The sequence below is a fragment of the Brevundimonas fluminis genome, assembly GCF_003934285.1.
Classification (GTDB): domain Bacteria; phylum Pseudomonadota; class Alphaproteobacteria; order Caulobacterales; family Caulobacteraceae; genus Brevundimonas; species Brevundimonas fluminis.
Genome location: NZ_RQWJ01000003.1, coordinates 593,383 through 612,519, shown reverse-complemented (window position 1 = coordinate 612,519; position 19,137 = coordinate 593,383). Strand labels below are relative to the sequence as shown.

Below are 19,137 nucleotides of genomic sequence, written 5' to 3'. Positions count from 1 at the left end.
TTGAGGCGCGGAGGTGGAGGGCGGGCGGAGCGCCGGGCCTTCGCCCGGAAGCAGATGTGATTACCGTTTCGACGAAGACAGACGCTCCGCGCGCATGGTTTTCCGGAAGCCCGCGTCGGGTGGCGCTGTTCGCGCCTTACCGCGGTCGCCTCCGGCGGGCGGCGACGTCCTGCGACGTCTGCCGGATCGGTCCAGGTATCCCCCCCGACCCTTGCCCGGGATCATCTCTTGGTGACCCCGATCGGCTCTCGATGACGGCATTGCAGCCCGCGAAGAACGGCACCCGTCACCCTCGACCTGACGGCCTCAAGCGGCGAGCGTCCGCGACGCGAGCGATCGGCCGAACAGCAAGACCCCGCTCCACACGCTCCCGCCGCCGCAAGGTCGCAGGCCTTACGAGCCCTCCAGTGCGACGGGACGAAGTGAGGATGGGTCAGGCGTGGACCGACGTCGGCGTCTGAGCCGAAGTCTTTCGGAAGGCGTTGATTCCGCGCGGGTTTCCGGCCCGGATCGTCACAATGGAGACGGGTGAGCCGACGGAATCCTTCCCCCGTTCGCCGGGGCAGGCCTCATTGTCCGGTCAGCGCCGCGCGGTCTTCGACGCGGCGATCAGATCGTCGACCACCGCGGGGTCGGCCAGTGTGGACGTGTCGCCCAAGGCGCCCGTCTCCCCTTCGGCGATCTTGCGGAGGATTCGGCGCATGATCTTGCCGGATCGGGTCTTGGGCAGGCCCGGGGCCCACTGCAGGGCGTCGGGGGCGGCGATGGGCCCGATGACCTTGCGGACGTGGGCGACCAGGTCGGCCTTCAGCGCATCGGTCGGGTCGACGCCGGCGTTGAGAGTGACGTAGGCCCAGATGCCCTGACCCTTGACGTCGTGGGGGAAGCCGACGACGGCGGCCTCGGCCACGTCTTCGTGCAGCACCAAGGCGCTTTCGACCTCGGCGGTGCCCATGCGGTGGCCCGAGACGTTGATGACGTCGTCGACGCGGCCGGTGATCCAGAAATAGCCGTCCTCGTCCCGCCGCGCGCCGTCGCCGGTGAAGTAGCGGCCGGGGTAGGTCGAGAAATAGGTGTCGAAGAAGCGCTGGGGGTCGCCGTAGACGGTGCGCATCTGACCGGGCCAGCTGTCGGCCAGACACAGGTTGCCGCTGACGGCGCCGTGCAGCTCGGTCCCCTCGGCGTCCACCAGGATGGGCTGGACGCCCGGCAGCGGCAGGGTGGCGGAGCCGGGCTTCAGGTCCGTCGCGCCGGGCAGCGGCGAGATCAGGATGCCGCCGGTCTCGGTCTGCCACCAGGTGTCGACGATGGGCAGACGGCCCTGCCCCACCACCTCATGGTACCAGCGCCAGGCCTCGGGGTTGATCGGCTCGCCCACCGTGCCGAGCAGGCGCAGCGAGGCGCGGCTGGTGGCGTTCACGGGGCCGTCGCCCTCTCGCATCAGGGCCCGCAGCGCCGTGGGGGCGGTGTAGAAGGTCACCACCTGATGCTTGTCCACCACCCGCCAGAAGCGGCTGTGGTCCGGGTAGTTCGGCACGCCCTCGAACATCAGCGTGGTCGCGCCGTTGGCCAGGGGGCCGTAGACCCCGTAGCTGTGGCCCGTGACCCAGCCCACGTCGGCGGTGCACCAGTAGACCTCTCCCGGACGGTGATCGAAGACGATCTCGTGCGTCCAGCTGGCCCAGAACAGGTAGCCGCCGGTGGTGTGCAGCACGCCCTTGGGTTTGCCCGTCGAACCGGACGTGTAGAGGATGAACAGCGGATCCTCAGCCGACATGGGCTCGCACGGGCAGTCGTCGGAGACGCCGTGCTTGGCCTCGCCGTAGCGGACGTCGCGGCCCGCGACGATCGGTACGTCGGCGTTGGTGTGGGAGATCATCAAGACCTTGTCGACCGCGACCTTTTCCAGCGCCGCGTCGACGTTGGCCTTCAACGGCACGCGCTTGCCGCCGCGCAGGCCCTCGTCGGCGGTGATGACGACCTTCGAGCCGCAGTCTTCGATGCGGCCGGCCAGGCTGTCGGGCGAAAAGCCGCCGAAGACGACGGAGTGGACGGCGCCGATGCGCGCGCAGGCCAGCATGGCCACGGCGGCGGCCGGGATCATGGGCAGGTAGATCGTCACGCGGTCGCCCTTGGCCACGCCCAGCGATTTCAGCACATTGGCCATGCGGCACACCTCGCGGTGCAGCTCGGCGTAGGTCAGGTGACCGGATTGGGCGGGGTCGTCGCCCTCCCACAGGATGGCGCGCTGGTCGCCGCGGGCGGGAAGGTGCCGGTCGACGCAGTTGAAGCAGGCGTTCAGCACGCCGTCCTCGAACCAGCGGATGCGGAAGTCCTCCTTGCGGAAGGAGACGTCCTTGATCCGGGTCGGGGGGGTGATCCAGTTCAGCCGGGTGGCTTTTTCAGCCCAGAACCGCTCGGGATCGGCGGCGCCGGCGGCGCGAGCGGCGTCATAGGCCACGCGGTCCATGCGGGCCGCGGCGGCGAACGCCGGGTCGACGGGGTAGAGTTCCTGGTCTTCCGACACGCGCGGCCTCCCTGCGGCTTTTGCTCATGGGTAGCCCGCGCCGCTTGACAGGGGCAAGGTTCCGGGGCCTTTGGGCCGCGCTCTCGCGGGAGAGATCGGGCCTGTGATTCCGGCCCGACGCCGAAGGCGCAACCGCCCCGGAAACGCTCAGGCAAAAGGACCGCGAAGCGCACGGACGCTGGAAAGAACCCGGCCGGGTTCGCCGACGGAGCAAGTCCCGGATCGCGTCCGGGATGGAATCTCTCAGGCTCATGGACAGCGGGGGCTCCTGACGGGCGGATCGCCCGCGCCCGGAGACCCGACGCCGATGACCGACGAGACCCTGAAGACCACGCCTCTGAACGCCAATCACCGCCGACGCGGCGCGCGCATGGTCGGCTTCGGCGGCTACGACATGCCGGTGCAGTACGAAGGCGTCCTGGCCGAGCACCGCTGGACGCGGGAGCACGCGGGCCTGTTCGACGTCTCGCACATGGGCCAGGCCAAGATCACGGGCGCGGACGCCGTCGCCTGGTTCGAACGCTTCGTGCCCGGCGACTATCAGGCGCTGAAGGCGGGCAAGCAGAAGTACTCGCTGCTGCTGAACGACCGGGGCGGAATCCTGGACGACCTGATGGCGGGCAAGCCGGACCACGACGGCCTGTACGTGGTCGTCAACGCCGGCAACAAGGACGCGGATTTCGCGCACCTGAAAGCCCATCTGTCGGGCGACGCGAAGCTGACAGTGCTGGACGACCGCGCGCTGCTGGCGATCCAGGGGCCGGAGGCGGCCGAGGTGATGGAGAAGCACGAGCCGGTGCTGGCCGAGTTCGGCTTCATGGACACCGCGCGGCTGATGCTGTTCGGCGTCGACTGCTACGTCTCGCGCTCGGGCTACACGGGCGAGGACGGCTATGAGATCTCGGTGCCGGCGGCGGAGGCGGACCGGATCTGGGACCTGCTGCTGGAGGACGCGCGGGTGAAGCCGATCGGGCTGGGCGCGCGGGATTCGCTGCGTCTGGAGGCCGGCCTGCCGCTGCACGGCCACGACATCGACGCGGAGACGACGCCGGTCGAGGCGGGGCTGACCTTCGCCCTGTCGAAGTCGCGCAAGGAGCGGGCGGACTTCGCCGGCGCCGAAGCGATCAACCGCCAGCTGGCCGAGGGCGTGGAACGCGTGCGGGTGGCCCTGCTCGTCAAGGAAGGCGCCCCGGCGCGCGAAGGGGCGGAGATCGCCGACGCGGACGGGACGGTGATCGGCAAGGTCACCTCCGGCGGGCCGTCGCCGACCCTCGGCAAGAACATCGCCATGGGCTATGTGCCGCCGAAGTTTTCCGGACTGGGCGGCGAGCTCAAGGTCGTGGTGCGGGGCAAGCCCGCCGCGGCCGAGGTCGTGGCCCTGCCCTTCGTCGCCCAACGCTATCACCGCAAGCCGAAAGCCTGAGGATCAGACCATGAAGTTCACCAAGGATCACGAGTGGGTGCGCCTCGAGGGCGACGTCGCGACGGTCGGCATCACCAGACACGCCGCCGACGCGCTGGGCGACGTGGTGTTCGTGGAAGTGCCGGACGCGGGCAAGGCCGTGAGCAAGGGCGACGGCTTCGCCGTGGTCGAGAGCGTCAAGGCCGCCTCGGACGTCTATGCCCCGGTCGACGGCGAAGTGATCGAGGGCAACGCGGCCCTGTCGACCGCGCCGGAAACGGTCAACGCCGATCCGGAAGGCGACGGCTGGTTCGCCAGGATCAAGGTCTCGGACGCCGGCCAGCTGGACGCCCTGATGGATCGCGCCGCCTACGACCAGTACCTGACCACGCTCTGAGAGCGCTGAAGCGAGCCGACCTTGACGTGGCTGGGCAGTCCATACGCGCCGCTCTTCGCCCATTTCGCATGGGTCATGGGCCTCTACGCGCTGCTGACGGCGGTGCGTCTGGACGCCGTCCGGGCGCGTCGGGCGACCCTGCGGGACTTCGTGCGAGCCGACGGCGACACGCCGCTGGGCGCCCGGGTGGCCCGCAACCTGGCCAATCAGTTCGAACTGCCGATGTTCGCCTGGATCGCCGTGGCCATCGGCGCGCCAAGGGATCTGTTCGGTCCGATCGATCTGGCGGTCCTGTGGATCCTCGTCGCGGGTCGGGTGGCCCACAGCGCCGTGCAGATCCTGACCACCGACGTCGCCCTGCGCGGGCTCGTCTACACCGTCACCGCTCTCGCGGTCCTGTGGATCGTCGCCCGCGTCGCGCTCGGCGTGCTCCCGCAATGACCTCTCCCTCCCCGCCACCGCCCCGAATTTTCCGGAACGTCTGAACATGCGCTACCTCCCCCTGACGCCCGACGACCGGACGGCGATGCTCGCCGCCATCGGGGCCAAGTCGATCGACGACCTGTTCACGGACGTGCCGCAGTCGGCGCGGCTGGACGGGCCGGTGGACCTGCCGCGCGTGGCGGGCGAGCTGGAGGTGGAGCGGGCTCTGGGCGCGCTCGCCGGCAAGAACGCCACGGCGGGGACCGTGCCCTTCTTCTGCGGGGCCGGCGCCTACAAGCACCACGTGCCGGCGACGGTCGACCACGTGATCCAAAGGTCAGAGTTCCTGACCAGCTACACGCCCTACCAGCCGGAAATCGCCCAGGGCACGCTGCAGTACCTGTACGAGTTCCAGACCCAGGTCGCGAACCTGACCGGGATGCCGGTGGCCAACGCCAGCCTTTATGACGGCTCGACCGCCATGGCCGAGGGCGTGCTGATGGCCACCCGGGCGACGCGCCGCAACAAGGCGGTCATCTCGGGCGGGGTGCACCCGCACTACGTCGCCGCGACCGAGACGGTGGTGCACGCCGTCGGCGTCGAGACGCAGGTCCTGCCGGCGGCCGTGGACGCCGAGGCCGAGGTGATCGCCCAGATCGGGCCGGACACGGCCTGCGTGGTCGTGCAGACGCCGAACGTGTTCGGCACCGCGACGGACGTGACGAAGATCGCCGAGGCGGCGCATGCCGCCGGGGCCCTGCTGATCGTCGTGGTCACCGAGGCCGTGTCGATGGGCCTGCTGAGGTCGCCTGGCGAGATGGGCGCGGACATCGTGGCGGCCGAGGGCCAGTCGATCGGCAACGCCCTGAACTTCGGCGGGCCGTACGTCGGCCTGTTCGCCACGCGCGACAAGCTGATCCGCCAGATGCCGGGCCGCCTGTGCGGCGAGACGGTGGACGCGGACGGCGAGCGCGGCTTCGTCCTGACCCTGTCGACCCGCGAGCAGCACATCCGGCGCGACAAGGCGACGTCGAACATCTGCACCAACTCCGGCCTATGCACCCTGGCCTTCACCATCCACATGAGCCTGCTGGGCGAAACCGGTCTGCGACGGCTGGCCCTGCTGAACCACGAGGCGGCGGTGAAGACGCGCGACGCGCTGAAGTCGATCCCGGGCGTCGAGGTGCTGACGCCCCGCTTCTTCAACGAGTTCGCGGTGCGGCTGCCGAAACCCGCCGCCGAGGTGGTGGAGCGGCTGGCCGAGAAGCGCATCCTGGCCGGCGTGCCCTACAGCCGTCTGGCGCCGGACGCAGGCATGGACGACGTCCTGCTGGTCGCCGCCACCGAGATCACCACGGACGCGGACGTCGCGGCCCTGAAAGCCGCCCTGGCGGAGGTTCTGTAAATGAGCACCATGAACACCGTCGGCCGCCCGACCACGCCGAACCAGGTCGAGACCAGGCCCGCCACCCTGACGGGCGGGCGCGGCCTGCTGCAGAACGAGGCCCTGATCTTCGAGGGGGACGGCTGGGGCAAGACCGGGGTCGATCTGCCGGAGCCCAAGGGCGACGCGTCCGATCTGGGCGACCTGGTCCGCAAGGATCCGATCGGCCTGCCGGGGCTGAGCGAGCCGGAGGCGATGCGACACTATGTGCGGCTGAGCCAGAAGAACCACGCCATCGACCTGGCCATCTATCCGCTGGGTTCGTGCACGATGAAGCACAACCCGCGTCTGAACGAGAAGATGGCGCGCCTGCCCGGCTTCTCGGACATCCACCCGCTGCAGCCCCAATCGACGGTGCAGGGCGCGCTGGAGCTGATGGATCAGCTGGCGCACTGGCTGAAGACGCTGACCGGCATGCCGGCCGTCGCTCTCTCTCCGAAAGCGGGCGCGCACGGCGAGCTGTGCGGCCTGATGGCCATCCGCGCGGCGCACGAAGCCAGCGGCGAGCATGAGAAGCGCCGCAAGGTGCTGGTGCCGACCTCGGCGCACGGGACCAATCCGGCCACGGCCGCCTTCGTCGGCTACACCGTGGTCGAGGTGGCCCAGACCGACGACGGCCGCGTGGACGTGGCCGATCTGGCGTCCAAGCTGGGCGACGACGTGGCCGCCATCATGGTGACCAACCCCAACACCTGCGGCCTGTTCGAGCGCGACATCCTGGAGATCAGCCGCCTGACGCATGAGGCGGGAGCCTACTTCTACTGCGACGGCGCCAACTTCAACGCCATCGTCGGCCGGGTGCGGCCGGGCGATCTGGGCGTCGACGCCATGCACATCAACCTGCACAAGACCTTCTCCACGCCCCACGGCGGCGGCGGGCCGGGCGCGGGTCCGGTGGTCTTGTCCGAGGCGCTGGCGCCGTTCGCGCCGGCCCCGTGGGTCGTCTCGGACGGCGACGGCTTCAGGCTGATCGAGCGCGAGGAAGAGGACGCGGCGCAGGCGTTCGGTCGCCTGTGCGCCTTCCAGGGGCAGATGGGCATGTACGTCCGCGCCCTGTCCTACATGATGAGCCACGGGTCGGACGGCCTGCGGCAGGTCGCCGAGGACGCGGTGCTGAACGCCAACTACATCAAGGCCCGCCTGTCGGACCTGATGTCGGCGGCTTTCCCTGAGGGTCCGTGCATGCACGAGGCGCTGTTCGACGACGAATGGCTGAAGGGCACGGACGTGACCACGCTCGACTTCGCCAAGGCGATGATCGACGAGGGCTTCCACCCCATGACCATGTATTTCCCGCTGGTCGTGCACGGGGCCATGCTGATCGAGCCGACCGAGACGGAATCCAAGGCCGAGCTGGATCGCTTCATCGAGGCGATGCGCGCCCTGGCGACGGCGGCGAAGGCCGGGGACGTCGACCGGTTCAAGGGCGCCCCGTTCCACGCGCCGATGAAGCGTCTGGACGAAACCCGCGCCGCCCGCGCCCCCAAGCTGCGCTGGACCGCCCCGGAAGGGTCGAACCTGGCGGCGGAGTAGGCGTCAGGTCCTGCCCGCGGCCAGCTCGCGCAGTCGGGCGAAGGCCGCGTGACCGACGGCCTCTGGCGTCTCCGTGGCGCCGGAGGACCAGGCCTGGGTCGCCAGCTTGAACACGTCCACGCCCACGGCGGCGGCGAGGCGGCAACCGAGATCGTCGGGGTCCAGCCCCTTCTGCGCGGCGAGCGCCGCCGCCAGAGCCCGCTCGACGGCGTCGTACTTGGCCTGATCACCAGCAGCGAGGGCCGGGGTCGAGCTGATCAGCCGCGCAAGCGCCACGCCCCTCGGGTCGCGTGGGGCCGCGGCCAGATCTGCGAAGGCGTTCTCGACCATGTCCAGAAGCGGCTCGTCCGCGGGACGTGCGGCGACGGCCGCGGCCACCACGGCGGGAAACCCGGCCTTGGCGGACAGGACGATCTCTTCCTTGGTGTCGAAATAGTGGAACAGGCTGCGACGGGAGACGCCGGCGGCCTGGGCGATCTGGTCGAGCGTCACCGACTCGAACCCCTGCTCGAGAAACAGTCGGACGGCCTCGGACTGGATCCGGGCGTGCGTCTCCGACCGCTTGCGTTCGCGCAGCCCGCCGTCGCCGCTCATGGATAGTTTTTGCACTGGTTGCATATTTGCACTGCGTGCATATAATCGCTCGTCATCATCGAGCGCAAGGATACCGACAATGGCCGACTGGACCACCCGCGACATTCCCGACCAGACCGGAAAGCTGGCCGTCGTCACCGGCGCGACGGGCGGGATCGGGCTGGAGACGGCCCTGGGTCTGGCGGCGGCCCGCGCGGACGTGATCCTGGCGGCGCGCAATCCGGACAAGGGCCATGAGGCCGAGGCGTGGATCCGGGCGCGGGCCCCCTCCGCGAAGGTGAGGTTCGAGCCCGTGGACCTGGCCGACCTGTCTTCGGTCAAGGCCTTCGCCGACAGAATGGTCTGGGAGGGGCGAGCCATCGACGTGCTGGTCAACAACGCCGGCGTTATGGACCTGCCGACGCGGAAGACGACCGCGGACGGGCACGAGATGCAGCTGGGCGTGAACTATCTGGCCCACTTCGCCCTGACGGCGGCGCTGCTGCCCCTCCTGCAAGCCGGTCGGGCGCGAGTGGTGCAGCTGTCCAGCGTGGCGCATCGCGGCGGGCGGATCGAGATCGACGACCTGAACGCCGAGCGGGGGTACCGGCCGTGGGCCGTCTATCAGCAATCCAAACTGGCCATGCTGATGTTCGCGATCGAGCTGCAGCGGCGCAGCGACGCGAACCGCTGGGGCCTGACCAGCGTGGCGGCGCATCCCGGCGTGGCACGCACGGACCTGGTCGCCAACGGCGCCGGCGGCGAGCGACCGGTCCGGACCTTGCTCACCCGCGCCCTGATCGGCGTGATGGCGCAGTCCGCGGCGGCCGGGGCACTGCCCGTCTTGATGGCGGCGACGCTGCCGGCGCCGCGGCCGGGCGGCTATTACGGGCCGCAGGGGCTGGGCGAGACCCGTGGCCGACCGGGGCCTGCACGGATCGACCCGGCGGCGAAGGACGCGGAGGTCGCCGGACGCCTATGGGAGGCGTCGGAACGCCTGACCGGCGTCCGCTTCGACTGACCGGTCTCCCGCACCTGCGAAGCACGGCCTTGTGAACGCCGGTTCTCCGGATCGGCGTATGCTTCTCCCCGCGTAATCAGAACCGAAACGAGCGCAGGGAGGCGCACTGGTCATGATGTCACGCGTAACCAAGGGCATGATCGCGGGCTTTTCCGCAGCATTGGCGGTGGCCGCTCTGGAAGCCGTCCAGATGTGGGCCGGACCGTGGTTCGTCAGCTTTCCCCGACTTCTGACGGTCATCATGGACACGGAGGGCGTGGCCTGGACCGGATGGGCCGCGCACTTTGCGGTCGGGACGTTCATTCTCGGGCCGCTGTTCGGCATTCTCTGTCCGCGCATGCCGACCGACACGCCCGAGACGAAGGGCATCGTCTTCGCCGTCGGAGCCTTCGTGCTGATGGGGCTGACGATCGCGCCGCTGGCCGGCATCGGCATGTTCGGTCTGCGGGCGGGTTTCCCGACCCTCGCCTGGCTGATCCTGACCCACGCCGTGTTCGGCGCGGTGATGGGCAACGTCTACGCCCGAATGGTCGGCCGCGACTGGCGGGTGCACCGCGCGCGGGACGACATCCACCTGGCGCACTGACTGGGCGCCGGCCCAAAGAGAAAGGCCCCGGAGCGCCGCCCCGGGGCCTTTTTCATGTCCGCTCGGAGCGGACGATCAGTTCAGCCGGTCGCCGATCTGGGCCACGGCCTGATCCAGCACCGGATCGGCACCGCCGGCGGCCAGACGGGCCGCCAGAATCGTCTCGGCCTGCTTCGCGGCCAGCTCGACCGCGGCGGCCTTCACGTCGGCGGTGGCCTGGGCCTCGGCCTGGGCGATGCGGCGCTCGGCCAGCTGCTGGCGGCGAGCCAGCGACTCTTCCAGCTTCGCCTTGGTCTCGGTCTCCATGCGACGGGCCTCGTCCTCGGCGGCCTTCAGCATGTCGGCGGCCTGGGCCTCGGCCTCGGCCTTCTCCTGACGGATCTGGGCCAACAGGGCCTCGGCCTCGGCCCGCAGACGCGCGGCCTCGTCGAGCTCGGACTGGATTTTGGCGGCCTTGGCGTCCAGCGCCGCGCCGACCATCTTCAGCGCGCCCGAGAAGACGACGATGGCAAGGAACAGGATCAGGCCGACGGCGACCCAGAGTTCCGGGTTCGACAGGTCGTAGAGATGCGGGTTGAAGAATTCCATCAGGCGACGCCCTTCAGCTCGGCGGCGGTGGGGGCCTTGCCGGTCAGGCGTTCGACCATCGCGGAGGCGGCGTCGGCGGCGACGGTGGAGACGTTGGCCATTGCGGCGTCGCGGGTCCTGGCGATGGCGCCTTCGGCCTCGGCGATGCGGGCGGCGACGACGGCTTCCTCGGCGGCGGCGCGGGCGGCAGCTTCGGAGGTAACGCGATCCTTGGCCGACTGGGCCGTGGCGCGCGAGGCGGCGCGGGCCTCATCGACCTCACGCTTGGCGGCCTCGGCCTGACCGGCCGCTTCGGCCTGGACCTGACGGGCCGCGTCGACGGCGCCGGAAATGGTGCTGGACCGCTCGTCGAACACCCGGCGCATGCGCGGGGCGAAGACCTTGGCGATCAGGAAGTACAGAACGGCGAACAGGAAGATCAGATAGACGATCTGCCCGAACCAGTGCTGAAACTCGAACTGCGGCAGGCCGCCCGAGCCGTGCGCCTCGCCGTGAGCGACCTCGGTGGAGGCGTGGGTCTGCTGCGCCGCCGCTTCGGCGGGCGTTTCGCCGAGCACGGGCTCGGGCGGACCTGGCGGCTGTGCGATCGGAGGGGCCATCGGACTTCTAAGCTTGGAAATGGAAGATGCGGCCGACCGTCCGGCCGGCCGCGGTCTCGAAGGGCTTAGTTGGCGCCCGAGTAAAGCAGGAAGCCGATGACGAAGGCCAGGATGCCCAGGGCTTCGGCGAGGGCGGCGCCCACGAACAGGTTGCCGACTTGCGAGGCGGCGGCCGACGGGTTGCGCAGGGCGCCCGCCAGGAAGTTGCCGAAGATGTTGCCGACGCCGATGCCGGCGCCGATCATCCCCGTCATCGCGAGACCGGCCCCGATGGCCTTGGCGGCTTCTACTTCCATGATTCTCTAGTCCTAGTTGGTTGGGGTTGGAAAGGATGGCTGGCCCGGCCCTTTAGTGGGCGTGGTCCAGGTTGACCACATCGTTGAGGTAGATGCAGGTCAGAACGGCGAAGACGAAGGCCTGAAGGAAGGCCACGAGGAACTCGAGCGCGGTCAGGCCGATGGTCATGCCCATGGCCAGCGGCGCGATCAGCAATCCGAGCCAGCCGGCCGCGCCGATCGCCGCGGTTGCGACGAACCCGGCGAACACCTTCAACGCGACGTGGCCGCCCAGCATGTTGCCGAACAGGCGAAGCGTCAGCGTGAGGGGACGCAGCAGGAAGGAGAAGAACTCGATCAGACCGACAATGGGACGCATCACCAGCGGCGCGCCTGTCGGCCAGAACAGCTTAAAGAAGCCCAGTCCGTTCTTCATGAAGCCGATCACGACCACGACCGCGAAGGCGATCACACCGAAGGTCGCGGTGATGGCGAGCTGGGAGGTCACCGTGAAGCTCAGGAACATGCCGAGCATATTCATGGCCAGGATGAAGGTGAAAATGGCGAACACAAACGGGAAATACTTCTTGCCGTCGTGGCCGATGATCGACTCCGTCATCCCATCGATCATGCCGAACAGCGTCTCTCCAGCGGCCTGGAAACGCCCCGGCACGACCTTGGCCCCGGACGTCACGGCCTGAAGGAACAGAACGACCGCGAAGAAGGCGATCGTCATAGCGACGTGCGAGTTGGTGATCGCGAAATCCACGTAGCCGACGACAGGGAGGGTCGCGTCGGGAAGATCGACGTACTTCTGGATCTGGAACTGATGCAGCGGATCGGCCATCGGTCGATCAGACTCCTTCGTCGTCGAAAGGGACCGCCTGCGGCGTTTCCCCGGATGCTTTGGCCTCGGCCATGATGCGCTGCGAGGTCCGCCACGCCATCCAGACCGAGACGGCGAAGCCCAGCAGGACGCCGCCGATAGTTCCCCACGGCCCCGTTCCTGCGAACCGGTCCAGCAGCAGACCCAATGCCAGCCCGACGAAGACCCCGCCGAGGAGATCGGCGAGAATCCGCCAAGCCTGACCGGCCGCCTTCTGGCCCGCCAACTCGTGGGAGAGCGGCGGAGCCGTCCGCGCCTGCAGATCGGATGCGCTCTTCTGAAGGCGAGCGATCGCCTCTTCGCGCGATTCCGGGGGCGTGGACATGGGTGGCCTCAGCGCTTCGACGCGAACGCCGAAGGGGGTCTGAATTCGGCGCGGAACCTATAGGCGGGACCCCGGAAGGTCAAGGCACGGGCAGAGTTCGCCAAAAGTCTGATTTCACTTGCGAAAATCGAAAGTGCGGCGTTCAGGCGCGCAGCGCGCGGGCGGCGGCGCGCGCTTCGTCCGTCACGACGGCACCGGACAGCATGCGCGCGATCTCCTCGTCGCGCCGCGCCTCGTCGAGCACGGCGACCGAGGTACGGACCTGACCGTCGGCCTCGGCCTTTCCGACCTTCCAGTGCGACTGTCCCATGGCGGCGACCTGCGGGCTGTGGGTGACGACGATGACCTGGGCGGCCTCGGCCAGACGACGCAGACGGCGACCCACGGCCTCGGCCACGGCGCCGCCCACGCCCTGATCGACTTCGTCGAAGATCATCAGCGGCTGGCCGCCAGCGCCCCGCGCGGCCAGCGCCGCCTTCATGGCCAAAGCGAAGCGCGCCAGTTCGCCGCCCGACGCGACCGAATCAAGCGGGCCGAAGGGCTGGCCGGCGTTGGTGGCGACCTCGAACCGGACGGTCTCGCGCCCTTGCGGTCCGCGGCGGTCGTCGGCGACGGGCTCGAGCACCACGCGGAACCGGGCGCGCTCCAGCTTCAGCGGCCCGAGCTCGGAGGCCACGGCGGCCTCCAGCCGGCGGGCGGCGGCGTCGCGCGCGGCGGACAGGGCGACGGCCGCCGAATCATAAGCCTCGCGCGCGGCGGAGGCGGCGCGGCGGCCCTGGGCCAGGGCGTCGGCGTCGCCCTCCAGCAGGGCCAGCTTCTCGCGAAGCTCCGCGCGCAGGGCCGGCAGCGCGTCGGTGGTGGTGCGCAGGCGCCGCGCGGCGGCGCGCAGGGCGAACAGGCGCTCCTCCGCCTTGTCGAGGCGGCCGGGCTCGAAGTCGAAGGCGTCGGCGGCGGCGTCGACTTGGGCGACGGCCTCGGCCGCCTCGATCAGGGTGCGGTCGATGGCCTCGGCCGCGGCGGTCAGGCGGACGAGGACCGGATGCCCCTCCCCCACGCCGCCCTGACGGGCACGGCGCCCGGCGTGGTCGACGGCGCGCAGGGCGGCGGCCAGCTTCTGGCTGAGCTTGTCCCCGCCCAGCGCCGAACGGGCGTCGGAGAGGTCCTCCAGAGCCTTCTCGGCGGCGCCCAGCACGGCGCGTTCGCCGGCGAGGGCCTCTTCCTCGTCGGCGCGGGGGTCGAGCTGATCGAGTTCGGCGAGGTCGCGGGCCAGCTCCTCGCGGCGAGTCTCGGCGTCGGCGGCGGCGGCCTGAAGATCCGCCAGCCGCGCCTCGGCGGCGCGCAGGGCCTCGGACGCGGCGCGCACCGCTTCGACCTCGCGACCGAGGCCGCCGAAGCCGTCCAGCTGGGGGCGGTGGGTGCGCCAGTCCAGCAGGCCGACGGTCTCGTGCTGGCCATGCACCTCGACCAGGGCCTGACCGATCTCGCGCAGGGTGGCGACGCCGACCGCCTGATCGTTGACGAAGGCGCGGCTGCGCCCGTCGGCGCCGAGCACGCGACGCAGGATCAGGTCGTCGCCCGGCGGGACGTCCACGCCCTTCTCGTCCAGCAGGGCGGCCAGCTCGGCGGAAACAGGCGCGGCGAAGGTGGCGACGGCGCTGGCCTGTCGTGCGCCGGCGCGGACCAGCCCGGCCTCGGCCCGCGCGCCCATGGCAAGGCCCAGAGCGTCGAGGATGATGGACTTGCCGGCGCCCGTCTCGCCGGTCAGCACGGTCAGGCCCGCGCCGACGTCGAGGTCCAGCGCCTCGACCAGCACCACGTCGCGGATGGACAGGCCCGTCAGCATGGGGCGACCTGATTCGTCATGGCCGGCATGATGGCACGGCCGGCGGCGCGGCTCAGCCCGGGATCAGGCGCTGCAGCCAGTTCTCGCGCTTGCCTTCCGGCGCCTGGTCCGGCCGGGCGCCGCGCTCGGTCAACAGGGCATAGGCCTCGGCGTACCAGGGGCTGCCCGGATAGTTGTGGCCCAGCACGGAGGCGTTGCGGGTGGCCTCGTCGACCAGCCCCAGCATCAGATTGACCTCGACCATGCGGTAAAGGGCCTCGGCGACGTGCGAGGTGCGCTGGAAGTCGGGGTTGTCGACCACGACGCGGTAGCGGTTCATCGCCGCCAACGGCTGGTCGGCGCGCTGGTAATAGCGGCCGATGGCCATCTCCTTGCCGGCCAACTGGTCGTTGACCATGTCGATCTTGACCAGGGCGTCGGTGGCGTAGGGCGAACCGGGATAGCGGCGCACGACCTCGCGCAGACCGGCGAGGGCCTGTTCCGTCAGGGCCTGGTCGCGGCCCACGTCGACGATCTGCTCGAAATAGCAGATGGCGCGCATGTAGAAGGCGTAGGCGGCGGACGGATTGCCGGGGAACAGCTGGATGAAGCGGTCGGCGGAGGCGATCGCCTCCATGTACTGACCGTCTTTGTAGTTGGCGTAGATCTGCATCAGGATCGCGTGACGCGACCATTCCGAATACGGATGCTGACGCTCGACCTCCTGGAAATAGTCGATGGCGTCGCGCCAGCGGCCGCGCTCCAGCCGGTCGTAGCCGGTGTTGTAGAGCAGTTCGACCGGCCGCTCCTCATAGGCCAGACGCGCGCGCGGACGATTGTTGCAGGCCGACAGGCCGAGGCCGAGGATCAGGACCGCGGTGATGACGACCGCCGTGCGGGACCTGGAAAAAGACACGAAGCGACCTCTCGACGATCTCGATCACGTCCGCCGCCCCGGCGAACGAAGCGGCGGTTCTACACCACGCGCCGCGACGCGCCAACGGATGACGGGACACGGCTTGATGCGCCCGGCGCGGCCTGTCTAAAGAGGCGCGCCGGACCCCCATCCTCCTCATGCGGGCGCGATCGCGGCGAAAGGATGACGAGCCATGAAGCTGCTCTCCGGCAACGCCAACCGGTCGCTGTCACAGGCCATCGCCGCCCACCTCGACGCGCCGCTGACGAAGGCCCAGGTCAAGCGCTTCGCGGACAACGAGGTGTTCGCCATGATCGAGGAGAACGTCCGCGGCGAGGACGTCTTCATCCTTCAGTCGACCAGCTATCCCGCCAACGACAACCTGATGGAGTTGCTGATCCTGACAGACGCCCTCGTCCGGGCATCGGCGAAACGGATCACGGCGGTGGTGCCCTATTTCGGCTATGCCCGGCAGGATCGGAAGACGGACGGGCGGACGCCGATCTCGGCCAAGCTGGTCGCAAACCTGATCACGCGCGCGGGCGCGGACCGGGTGCTGACGATGGATCTGCACGCCGGGCAGATCCAGGGTTTCTTCGACATACCCACCGACAATCTGGTTGCCACGCCGGTGCTGGCGCAGGACATCAGGGAGACCTACGGCCGGGACGACAGCCTGATGATCATCTCGCCTGACGTCGGCGGCGTCGTGCGGGCGCGGTCGCTGGCCAAGCGGCTGGACGCGGACCTGGCCATCGTCGACAAGCGCCGCCCGCGCGCGGGCGAGAGCGAGGTGATGAACATCATCGGTGACGTGCAGGGCCGCCGCTGCATCCTGTTCGACGACATCGTGGATTCCGGCGGCACCCTGGTGAACGCCGCCCGGGCCCTGATCGAGCACGGGGCCACGGAGGTGTCGGCCTACATCAGCCACGGGGTGCTCTCGGGCCCGGCGGTGCAGCGGATCACCGACGGCCCGCTGAAGGAGCTGGTGATCACGGACTCCATCGAACAGCCGCACGAAGTGCAGACCTGCGCCAAGATCCGCAGCGTCTCGGTCGCTCCCCTGATCGGCGAAGCCATCCGGCGAATCGCCAATGAGGAGTCCGTGTCCAAACTCTTCGATTAACTGTCGGAAAACGCTTCCTGAGGCGCTATGATCGCGCCGAGACGCCGCGGCTGAAAGCGGCGCAGTTCCGGATCCCTGGGGAGTTTCGTCGATGGCCTGGGCTACTTCGCGCCGCAACCTGTCGCTGGCCGCGGTCGCCGCGGCGACCGTCCTGGCCGCCTGCGCCCAACCCGAGCCCGAGGCGCCGCCGGAGCCCGCGCCCGCGCCGCCGCCTCCGCCGCCCGCCCTGGCCCTGAACGCCGGCATCGCCGAGGCGGCCTCGGTCTACGTCACCTTCATCCGCGAGGTCGGCACGATCGAGCGGGCCTTCAACAGCCCCGAAGCCATCCAGGCCGCGATCCGCAAGGGCGCCGCCTATGAGCCGGTGCAGCTGTCGCGCGGCATGATCGCCTACGGCGCCATCCTGGCCCTGCAGTCGCCGGAGTTCGTCGAAGGCGTGCGCCAGTACGCCGCCGATCCGGTCCAGCGCGAAGAGATCGTCAACCGCATCATCGCCGACCCGGCCTATGCCGCCACTCTGCCGGGCGCGGATCACGCCGCCGGCCTGATCGTGGCCACGCTGGGGGCGGACATCCAGGCCCTCGCCTCCATCGGCGACGCCATCAAGGAAGACGCCTACACCATCCAGGAGCGCAACGACCCGCGCCGGCGCTGGGCGACGACGCCCGTGGCGGATCGGCCGGGCCGACTGGAGGCGGCCAAGACGCTGTCGGCCACGCGCCTGGTTCCCTCCCCGGCAGAGAGCGAGCGCCTGTACGGCGCCGCGCACGCCGGCACCGGCCTGAACCTGTCGTCGGCGCGCCAGGCTCCGCCCTACACCCCGGCCGTGGTGCACAGCCTTGCCATCGCCGCCCTGGCCGCTCTGGGCGCCGGCGGCGAGGACCGCCGCGCCTACACCGAGGCCCTGATCGTCGAATCGAACAGCGAGTTCTGCTTCAACATGTCGAAGCTGAACCTCTTCCAATGCCTGGCGGCCTCGCGTCCGAACTATGAGGACATGTTCTGCGTCGGTCAGCACATCGTGGCGGACATCGCCCAGTGCACGGCGGCCAACACCGGCCCGTTGGCGCCGCAGATCGCCCCGGCCCCGGCGCTGGTGGACGTTCCGCCGGCCCAGACCACGACCGCCGCCGGCGCCGTCGCCGCCGCGGATCAGGCCCAGTCCGCCGGCCGCCAATAGGTCGGGCGGGACTGCAACGGCCCGGTTGCGCCGGGCCACGGGTGCGTGTAATAGCCCGCGCTCTTGAATTCGAGGGATCGTTCCCCGCCGCGCGGGCCGACAGTCGGCGCGGCGTTCGTCATTGAGGCAGGCCAGATGGCTGAGATCATTCTGAACGTCGACGTCCGTGAAGGCGTGGGCACCGGCGGCGCCCGCGCGGTGCGTCGCGCCAACCAGGTGCCGGGCATCCTGTACGGCGGCGGCAAGGACCCGGTGGCCATCTCGGTCAACGAGAAGGACTTCCGCAAGAACCTGTACACCGGCAAGCTGCTGGGTCACCTGGTCACGCTGAAGTACGGCAAGGAAACCCAGCCGGTCATCGCCAAGGACGTCCAGTTCGACCCGGTGTCGGACCGTCCGCTGCATTTCGACCTGATGCGCGTCGACGAGAAGCAGACCATCAAGATCGAAGTGCCGGTGCACTTCATCAACGAAGACCAGTGCGGCGCCTTCCGTCAGGGCGGCTCGCTGGAGATCGTGCGCCACTCCGTCGAGATCCTGGTCCGCGCCGACCACATCCCGGAAGACCTGATCGTCGATCTGGCCGGTCACAAGCTGGGCGACACCATCCGCTGGTCCGACGTGAAGAAGCCGTCGGACGTGGAAGCCACCATCACCGACCGCGACTTCGTGATCGCCTCGATCAAGACCTCTTCGGCCGCCAAGGCCGCCGACGAGATCGAGGAGGCCATCGCCGAGGAACAGGCCGAGGCCGCCGCCGACGAGGTTCCGGCTTCGGAGCAGACCGACGCCGACGCCGCCGAAGGCGAGGAAGCCTCGGAAGGCTGATCCGGCCCTTCGATCTGGTATTCAGGAGCGGCCCTTCCGGCGACGGAGGGGCCGTTTCCATTTGCGGACTGAACCGATGCTGATCCTCGCCGGCCTGGGCAACCCGGGCGCCAAGTACGAAGGCAACCGCCACAACATCGGCTTCATGGCCGCCGACGAGATCGCGCGCCGGTGGCGGTTCGGGGCGGAGCGGGCGAAGTTCCAGTCCATCGTCGCCGAGGGCGAGGTCGAGGGCACGAAGGTCCTGCTGATGAAGCCGCAGACCTACATGAACGAGAGCGGGCGCGCTGTAGGCGAGGCGGCGCGGTTCTACAAGGTCCCGCCGGCGAACGTGGTGGTCTTCCACGACGAGATCGACCTGGCCCCGGGCCGGTTCCGCATGAAGACCGGCGGCGGGGCGGCGGGGCAGAACGGCGTGCGGTCCCTGATCAGCCAGCTTGGGCCCGACTTCCGCCGGGCGCGCATGGGCGTGGGGCACCCCGGGCGCCCGGAGCTGGTGCACGGTCACGTGCTGAGCGACTTCCACAAGGCGGACAGGCCGTGGCTGGACGCCCTGCTGAACGCCTGCGCCGACGCCCTGCCCTTCCTCGTGGCGGGAAACGACGAGCGGTATCAGGCCGAAGTGATGCGCTTGGCGCCGGCGCCCAAATTCAGCCCGCGGCAGGCGGCGCAGGGGGACTGAC

General features: G+C 69.7%; 20 protein-coding genes and 2 riboswitches. Of the genes, 11 read left to right on the top strand and 9 right to left on the bottom strand.

The genetic code is table 11. The annotated features are described in order from the left end of the window. Window positions 1-580: 580 nt before the first annotated feature. The gene (gene acs / locus EFJ44_RS07980) at window positions 581-2,527 is read right to left on the bottom strand and encodes an acetate--CoA ligase (RefSeq protein WP_125256655.1); all 1,947 of its coding nucleotides are present in this window, start codon (window positions 2,525-2,527) and stop codon (window positions 581-583) included. 76 nt (window positions 2,528-2,603) lie between these two features. Beyond that, window positions 2,604-2,700, top strand: a riboswitch (glycine riboswitch). Window positions 2,701-2,703: 3 nt separating this feature from the next. Further along, a riboswitch (glycine riboswitch) is annotated at window positions 2,704-2,788 on the top strand. Between the two features lie 46 nt (window positions 2,789-2,834). On the opposite strand from acs, the gene gcvT reads away from it, so the two are divergent. The 5 genes from gcvT (at window position 2,835) to gcvPB (ending at window position 7,726) form a co-directional block, all read left to right on the top strand. Next, entirely contained in the window at window positions 2,835-3,950 is a 1,116-nt protein-coding gene (gcvT, locus tag EFJ44_RS07975) for a glycine cleavage system aminomethyltransferase GcvT (protein ID WP_125256654.1), read from the top strand. 10 nt (window positions 3,951-3,960) lie between these two features. Continuing rightward, complete coding sequence (gcvH, locus tag EFJ44_RS07970) at window positions 3,961-4,326, top strand: glycine cleavage system protein GcvH (protein ID WP_125256653.1); 366 nt, start codon at window positions 3,961-3,963, stop codon at window positions 4,324-4,326. 75 nt (window positions 4,327-4,401) lie between these two features. Then, window positions 4,402-4,767, top strand: a complete 366-nt coding sequence (locus tag EFJ44_RS07965) for an MAPEG family protein (RefSeq protein WP_125256652.1) — start codon at window positions 4,402-4,404, stop codon at window positions 4,765-4,767. A gap of 46 nt (window positions 4,768-4,813) precedes the next feature. After that, window positions 4,814-6,154 (top strand): aminomethyl-transferring glycine dehydrogenase subunit GcvPA, encoded by a 1,341-nt coding sequence (gene gcvPA / locus EFJ44_RS07960; protein WP_125256651.1) that lies wholly within the window; start codon window positions 4,814-4,816, stop codon window positions 6,152-6,154. After that, window positions 6,155-7,726 carry an aminomethyl-transferring glycine dehydrogenase subunit GcvPB gene (gcvPB, locus tag EFJ44_RS07955; RefSeq protein WP_125256650.1) on the top strand — a complete coding sequence of 524 codons (1,572 nt, stop codon included), beginning with the start codon at window positions 6,155-6,157 and terminating at the stop codon, window positions 7,724-7,726. Window positions 7,727-7,729: 3 nt separating this feature from the next. Here the strand turns inward: gcvPB and EFJ44_RS07950 are convergent, their stop codons facing one another. After that, complete coding sequence (locus EFJ44_RS07950; RefSeq protein ID WP_241209718.1) at window positions 7,730-8,320, bottom strand: TetR/AcrR family transcriptional regulator; 591 nt, start codon at window positions 8,318-8,320, stop codon at window positions 7,730-7,732. Between the two features lie 79 nt (window positions 8,321-8,399). On the opposite strand from EFJ44_RS07950, the gene EFJ44_RS07945 reads away from it, so the two are divergent. Next, window positions 8,400-9,320, top strand: coding sequence for an SDR family oxidoreductase (locus EFJ44_RS07945; protein WP_125256648.1), 921 nt, complete (start codon window positions 8,400-8,402; stop codon window positions 9,318-9,320). 112 nt (window positions 9,321-9,432) lie between these two features. Continuing rightward, entirely contained in the window at window positions 9,433-9,906 is a 474-nt protein-coding gene (locus tag EFJ44_RS07940) for a DUF6789 family protein (protein ID WP_241209717.1), read from the top strand. 75 nt (window positions 9,907-9,981) lie between these two features. On the opposite strand, the gene EFJ44_RS07935 is transcribed toward EFJ44_RS07940, so the two are convergent. From EFJ44_RS07935 to EFJ44_RS07905, 7 genes are all read right to left on the bottom strand, one after another. After that, window positions 9,982-10,494: a F0F1 ATP synthase subunit B gene (locus tag EFJ44_RS07935; protein ID WP_125256647.1), complete on the bottom strand. Its 513-nt coding sequence runs from the start codon at window positions 10,492-10,494 to the stop codon at window positions 9,982-9,984. Further along, window positions 10,494-11,093: a F0F1 ATP synthase subunit B family protein gene (locus tag EFJ44_RS07930; RefSeq protein ID WP_125256646.1), complete on the bottom strand. Its 600-nt coding sequence runs from the start codon at window positions 11,091-11,093 to the stop codon at window positions 10,494-10,496. Before EFJ44_RS07930 ends, EFJ44_RS07935 begins: the two co-directional genes overlap by 1 nt. Before the next feature lie 65 nt (window positions 11,094-11,158). After that, window positions 11,159-11,389: a F0F1 ATP synthase subunit C gene (locus EFJ44_RS07925; RefSeq protein ID WP_125256645.1), complete on the bottom strand. Its 231-nt coding sequence runs from the start codon at window positions 11,387-11,389 to the stop codon at window positions 11,159-11,161. A 52-nt stretch (window positions 11,390-11,441) separates the two neighbouring features. Continuing rightward, window positions 11,442-12,215, bottom strand: a complete 774-nt coding sequence (locus EFJ44_RS07920; protein WP_125256644.1) for a F0F1 ATP synthase subunit A — start codon at window positions 12,213-12,215, stop codon at window positions 11,442-11,444. A 7-nt stretch (window positions 12,216-12,222) separates the two neighbouring features. After that, a complete protein-coding gene (locus EFJ44_RS07915; protein WP_125256643.1) occupies window positions 12,223-12,579 on the bottom strand; it encodes an AtpZ/AtpI family protein in 357 nt (118 codons plus the stop codon). Between the two features lie 142 nt (window positions 12,580-12,721). After that, window positions 12,722-14,422 (bottom strand): DNA repair protein RecN, encoded by a 1,701-nt coding sequence (gene recN, locus EFJ44_RS07910; protein WP_125256642.1) that lies wholly within the window; start codon window positions 14,420-14,422, stop codon window positions 12,722-12,724. 52 nt (window positions 14,423-14,474) lie between these two features. Then, window positions 14,475-15,317 carry an outer membrane protein assembly factor BamD gene (locus tag EFJ44_RS07905; protein ID WP_125256641.1) on the bottom strand — a complete coding sequence of 281 codons (843 nt, stop codon included), beginning with the start codon at window positions 15,315-15,317 and terminating at the stop codon, window positions 14,475-14,477. Window positions 15,318-15,510: 193 nt separating this feature from the next. Here EFJ44_RS07905 and EFJ44_RS07900 point away from each other — a divergent pair, with 193 nt between their 5' ends. From EFJ44_RS07900 to pth, 4 genes are all read left to right on the top strand, one after another. After that, window positions 15,511-16,446 (top strand): ribose-phosphate pyrophosphokinase, encoded by a 936-nt coding sequence (locus tag EFJ44_RS07900; protein WP_125256640.1) that lies wholly within the window; start codon window positions 15,511-15,513, stop codon window positions 16,444-16,446. Window positions 16,447-16,537: 91 nt separating this feature from the next. Beyond that, window positions 16,538-17,626, top strand: a complete 1,089-nt coding sequence (locus tag EFJ44_RS07895) for a hypothetical protein (protein WP_125256639.1) — start codon at window positions 16,538-16,540, stop codon at window positions 17,624-17,626. Window positions 17,627-17,761: 135 nt separating this feature from the next. Next, window positions 17,762-18,454, top strand: a complete 693-nt coding sequence (locus EFJ44_RS07890) for a 50S ribosomal protein L25/general stress protein Ctc (protein WP_125256638.1) — start codon at window positions 17,762-17,764, stop codon at window positions 18,452-18,454. A 76-nt stretch (window positions 18,455-18,530) separates the two neighbouring features. Further along, window positions 18,531-19,136, top strand: coding sequence for an aminoacyl-tRNA hydrolase (gene pth, locus EFJ44_RS07885; RefSeq protein ID WP_125256637.1), 606 nt, complete (start codon window positions 18,531-18,533; stop codon window positions 19,134-19,136). Window position 19,137: the final 1 nt, after the last annotated feature.